A 5,092-nucleotide genomic window follows, 5' to 3' on the forward strand; every position below is an offset into this window, starting at 1 on the left:
ACGACCAGCCAGAACTACACCATCCACACCGCCATCACGTTCTTCGAGCACGGGCTCGCGAACCGCTCACGGAAGTAAACGCAACGGTGTTGACGGCGGGTTCCTCGTACGACCATGCCTCTCCACCCATCCGGCGGATGGTGGCCTTGCGAGCGGTCTCGTCGTCCTCGTCGAGCCGGTCGCATAGAAACGTCACCAGTTCGTCAGCCATGGACCTCTTCCTCTCCCGTGCGCTGGATAGCGAAAGCGCTCACGCTGTGGCGCACGTCCAGCCACGTCTGAACGATGTTGCGGGTCGCCCCCACAGGGAGGCTCGGCACAGGCTGGCCGGGCCGGAGCACGCCGGAGATGACCACCTTGTACGCGTCGTCCTCGACAAAGACGTCGAGCACGACGTCGATTCGGTCGCCGGACTGGATCACAGTCGGCCTCCCTTCTTGTGATCGGACATGTGCGCGAACCCGGCCGCCAGGCAGATCTCCCACCCGGCGCGGTCGAGCCTTGAGGACCGGCCTATCAGCAAGGCAGGCCCTCCCTGCCCCACGGGCCGCACCACGCCGCCCAGACACGCACAGCCGGAGCAGCGCTGAACCCGACAGGCGGAACGAGGCTGGCCGAACCTGCAGGGGTGCTCACCGGCGTCGTCGCAGCGCCACCTATGGCGGATGCGGGCGGCGCGGCGCGCGTGCGCCGCGTTGCGCGCCGCTTCGACGGTGACCTTGGCGCGGCAACCGCGCCGGTCGCAGTAGGGTGTGGGCGTTTCCGACGGCCATCACGTACCGTCCTCGACGACGTCGGTCCAGCCGTCGAACTCGCTCTCGTCGGCGAAGTAGCCGTGCCAGCGAGCGTCGGCTTCGCGGCGGTACCAGCCGTAGGCGCGTCGATGATCGCTGTCCGGTGCGGTGGCGATGTGGTCTACGCGGAACTCGTTGGTGTCGCCGTGGTACTGACGGGTGTAGGTGTGGCCTCGCTGAAGAAGTCGGGAGTGGACTCGCCCTCGAGCGGCTGGCGGCCGCCACTGGTGTCCTTCTCCCGCTCCCCTGCGCAGAGCGTGCAGCGGGGCGCGCCCGGGCACGGGCCGAAGCCGTTGTGCTGGGAGCACTGGAGCTGCGAGGGATAGCGGCCGCCCCCGTTCAAGGGATCGAAGAAGTCAGCCGCCTCCCACCACGCCTTCGCGTCCGGAGTGCCCGGCAGCACGACCTCCATGCGCACGGCCTTCGCAGCCTCGGCGACGGCCAGGCCGCCGATCGTCTGCTGGTAGCGCAGGCAGGTGTCCTCGGCGAGGATCCGGCGCAGGTGCCGGTCGACCTCGGCCGGGGTCGCGTCGAACCGGGACGGCAGCGCGACCGCCGGGGCCGGCTCGCGGCTCGCGGCGGCCCGGGCCACCCACGACGCGATGACGGCGACGGTCGCCCACTCCCACCGCGACAGCCACTCGATGATGCGCAGCTCGTAGGCGCCGAGCTCGACGCCGTCGGCGGTCAGGGTGTCGCGCAGGACGGCCGCTTGCTCGTCGAACTCGCGGAAGCCTGCGGGCCGTGTCTCGACGGGCCCGGCGGGGATGCCTCTGGTGTCGGGCATCGGAGTCTCCTCGGGTGGGTGCGTGGGGCCCGGCGGCGGGAAGCGAGTCGGTGCACCATGGCGCGGTCGCATGTCCGGCCGCCGGACGATTGGTGACGTCACGCTGGAGGGACTCGAACCCCGACGCGACCCTTATAAGTGAGCCTGCTCTGCCAACTTAGCTACAGCGTGTCCGTGTTGAGTTGTGCAGGCCGCACCCCGCCCAGGGAGGGCTGGGGGGAACGGGGCGCGGCCCTGGGGTGGCGACCGGGCCGGGGGATTCAGCCCGGCCGCCGGTCTATGGGGTCAGGCCCGGGTGAGCAGCAGGAGCCGCTTGTGGGCCTTCGTCTTCACGTCGTCGTCGGCGCCTTCGAGGGCGGCCGTCGCGTGGGCGATCTCTTCGGTCATGGTCTTGCCGGGGCGGCGGGGCGCGACGTTGTCGAGGTGGGCGATGATCGCGTGCTCGGCGGCGTAGGCGGCGCGGCCGACCCGCTCAGACTCGGTGCGGAACTGGTCGTCGAGGGCGGCGATCCGGTTGGCGTGATCGCCCGGGATGCAGACCTGGCGGTTGGCGTGCTCGATGGCGACGAACACGTACAGCCGCATCCCGGTCAGAGTGACCGTCTCGAAGAAGTCACAGGCCAACAGGGCATCGGCTTGGGAGCGCAGGAAGTCGCCCCAGGTACTGGAGTTCCGTTCGGGCGCCGGGTCGATCTCGGTCTCCCTCAGGATCTCCCACACTGTGGAGGCGGCCACCTTCACCCCCAAACGAGCAACTCACCGTGCACTCTCCTGTAGCCCCAGCTGGGATTTTCGCGCGCCAGGCGCAGCGCCAGGGCTCTAACCGAGTGCACGGTGCGCGGTCGTCCCGGGCGCTTGGGTCGAGAACGGGCCGCGCGGCGGCGTGCGAGAACGTCGCAGTGCCATCGCAGCACCGTGTCCGGGCGCACCAGCAGCCGCGTCCTGCGCAGCACATGCCGTGGCAGCCGGTGCAGCAGCGCCGCCAGGAACGCCCCGCCACTCGGGGTGAACCGCACCCTCCGCTTGCCGAGTTGGCGTTGCAGCACCATGATCTGATGACGCAGGGCGAGGATCTCCGCGTCCATGTCCCGAGCGCTCATCGGCAGCAGGCGCAGCAGGCCGAATCCGTTCGTCACGCTCAGGTAGGCACGTCGTAACAGCACGGTCGATCATCATGCCGCGGTGATCGACAGTCACGTGAGGATGCCGGCGCGAGCGACCGCGGTCGACATCCCAGACACCGGCTACCAGCAGGGCGGATGAGTTTTCGGCGAGGGCACCCCGACAGCCACATCCTTCCGACTGCCCATCGACTGCGGCATCCAGCAGGACAGAGCCTGGGTCCAGTGAGCGTCTGCGCGTGCGGGAGATGCTCACCTACCTCGCCGCCGCACTCCCCCGGTTCCCCTTCCCCGCGGCCCGGCTGCTGGCCCTGCAATACGCCCAGCGCGTGAACCCTCACAGGCAGGTCCGACTGCCTTCGGGGCTGCTGCGCGGCATGCGCCTGTACGAGCGCCAGGAACTGTGGCAGGAACTGGCCCGCGCTCGCTGGCTTGCGCTGCCCGACCTTCGAGCGGCGTCTGTAGAGGTGCACCTGCTGGATGAGGCAGTCCTGGACCAGGCTCCCGGCCGCAGTGCACGCCGCCACGCCGCGCACTGGGCTTTGCGACCCGTGCCCTTGCTCCTGCCGCACACCGCACCACCCGCGGTGCGGCTGACCGCACTCGTGCTGGCCGCACACACCTGCGTCCAGGTCCACCACCACGCCGACATGGACGTCCTCGCCCGCCTGTGCGGCCACTCCCCCCACCAGATCGCAGAACCGATCGACCGGCTGACGACCACTCGCGTCCTGGCCGCCTGGCACCGCGATCGGGACATGGACGAAGTCCTGTGGCGACTCCCCCGCGAGTGCGCTCCACCCCGCTCTGTCGTACACCCCAGACAGCACCACGGGCACCGGCCCTGAGGCTCGACTCGAGCAAAAGACATCACTTCAAGAGAAACAACACACTTCACTCATCCGTACTACCTCTATGCTGGGCCATTCACTGCAGTGACCGCCGCTGTTCAATCAGCGGCCCGAGAACACATGCGCAAGGGCGCTCGGCGCCTGCGCACAGATCTGACACACCCGACCAGAAACGAGGAAGGTCAACATCATGCCGGACAGCACCATGGCAACCACCGGAGTGACGTCGCAGTACGCCGCCCAGGTGACCAGCGACCTCGAACTCAACGCTAAGGAGCAGGAACGCATCAGTTCGGACATCGCCGCGCTCCAGGAGCAGCTGGCTGCTCTGCAGCACGACCACTCCGTGTTGGTCAACGTACAGCAGGTGCTTGGCGTTTCGCCCACACCGGTTCAGCCTGCGGCCGCCCCGGGCAGCTCCACCGTCCCCACCCCCCGCAAGACGACCTCTGGTGAGCCCGGCACCGGCAAGCGGACGCGAGCCAAGAAGGCCGCCGACGCACAGGACCGCACCGCGGCCGAGAAGGCGGCGGCTGGCAAGAAGCCTGCGGGCAACGCCGTAGCCGCGAAGGCGGCCCGGCCCACGCTGGTCGAGCTCATCCGCAGCCATCTCACCAAGCAGAGCGAACCGCGCTCCGCTGCCGAAGTCACCACCGCACTCGAAACGGTCCACCCCGAGCGGGGCATCAAGACCACCGTCGTGCGCACCACCCTCGAAAACCTGGTGGCCAAGAACCAGGCCCAGCGCACCAAGCAGGGCTCCTCCGTCTACTACACCGCCCCCAACCTGGTCGGGCAGACGGCCGCAACGTCCCAAGACGAAGCGCAGTCCGAGCAGACCGAGTAAAACCGCAGGCAGCACGTTGCCGCTGCGGCGGCAGCTGGCTCAGCGGCAGGCCGCCGTTAGACGGCGGCCAGCTGCCCCACACGTCAGCCTGCACTGCCTCTGTCCTTGCCCGCCGTACCTGCCGCCAGGGCCTGGCGCGGCAGGCGGACGAGCAGAACAGCGGATGCGGATCGCCCTTGACGTCCCTATCGCCACCCTGCTCGAGGAGTACGACGCCCAAGCCGAGAAGAACCGGCAGGTCATCGCCGAACTCGACCTGGACACGCCCTCGAAGCGTGAGGGGAAGAGCGGGACATTCACCCTCCGCTGGATCCTTCACCATCTCATTGAGGAGACCGCCCGCCACAACGGACACCTCGACATCCTGCGCGAGCTGGCCGACGGCACCACTGGCAGTTAACCCTCCCCAGACACGGCGTGAGACCGATGGCCCGTGCAGCAATCGCTCGTACGACTGCACAGGCCTCGGTGTCCCCCTTGCTGGCCCACGCTCCTAAGGGTTTGCAGGGAATCAACGTGTTGCTTCCCGCTCCAGGGCTCGTTGACGTGGTATGCGCATCCCAGACGAAACCCGCGGCCAACTCGCTGTGAAGTTCACGGTGTTGTTCCCGCATCTGGACGAGCGGCAGCGGCGGCTGCTCATGGGTGCCGAGGCCCGGGTGCTGGGGCATGGCGGTATCCGGGCCGTCGCG

The 5,092-nt window shown here is 68.7% G+C and carries 6 protein-coding genes and 1 pseudogene; 3 read left to right on the forward strand and 4 right to left on the reverse strand.

The annotated features are described in order from the left end of the window. Positions 1 to 34: 34 nt before the first annotated feature. The 4 genes and pseudogenes from ACWDA7_RS50110 to ACWDA7_RS50125 form a co-directional block, all read right to left on the reverse strand. On the reverse strand, positions 35 to 211 hold the full coding sequence (locus ACWDA7_RS50110; protein ID WP_450614541.1) for a hypothetical protein: 177 nt from the start codon (positions 209 to 211) through the stop codon (positions 35 to 37). Continuing rightward, positions 204 to 422, reverse strand: coding sequence for a hypothetical protein (locus ACWDA7_RS50115; protein WP_450614543.1), 219 nt, complete (start codon positions 420 to 422; stop codon positions 204 to 206). The genes ACWDA7_RS50110 and ACWDA7_RS50115 overlap by 8 nt, the downstream gene beginning before the upstream one ends. Before the next feature lie 493 nt (positions 423 to 915). After that, positions 916 to 1,581 carry a hypothetical protein gene (locus tag ACWDA7_RS50120; protein WP_450614545.1) on the reverse strand — a complete coding sequence of 222 codons (666 nt, stop codon included), beginning with the start codon at positions 1,579 to 1,581 and terminating at the stop codon, positions 916 to 918. 285 nt (positions 1,582 to 1,866) lie between these two features. Beyond that, positions 1,867 to 2,744 (reverse strand): annotated as a pseudogene (locus ACWDA7_RS50125) (helix-turn-helix domain-containing protein). Positions 2,745 to 2,950: 206 nt separating this feature from the next. Here ACWDA7_RS50125 and ACWDA7_RS50130 point away from each other — a divergent pair. The 3 genes from ACWDA7_RS50130 (at position 2,951) to ACWDA7_RS50140 (ending at position 4,800) form a co-directional block, all read left to right on the forward strand. Beyond that, a complete protein-coding gene (locus tag ACWDA7_RS50130) occupies positions 2,951 to 3,550 on the forward strand; it encodes a hypothetical protein (protein WP_450614551.1) in 600 nt (199 codons plus the stop codon). 193 nt (positions 3,551 to 3,743) lie between these two features. Then, on the forward strand, positions 3,744 to 4,400 hold the full coding sequence (locus ACWDA7_RS50135) for a hypothetical protein (protein WP_450614547.1): 657 nt from the start codon (positions 3,744 to 3,746) through the stop codon (positions 4,398 to 4,400). A gap of 16 nt (positions 4,401 to 4,416) precedes the next feature. Beyond that, a complete protein-coding gene (locus tag ACWDA7_RS50140; protein ID WP_450614549.1) occupies positions 4,417 to 4,800 on the forward strand; it encodes a mycothiol transferase in 384 nt (127 codons plus the stop codon). Positions 4,801 to 5,092 lie beyond the last annotated feature (292 nt).

It is taken from the genome of Streptomyces sp. NPDC001156, assembly GCF_053598275.1.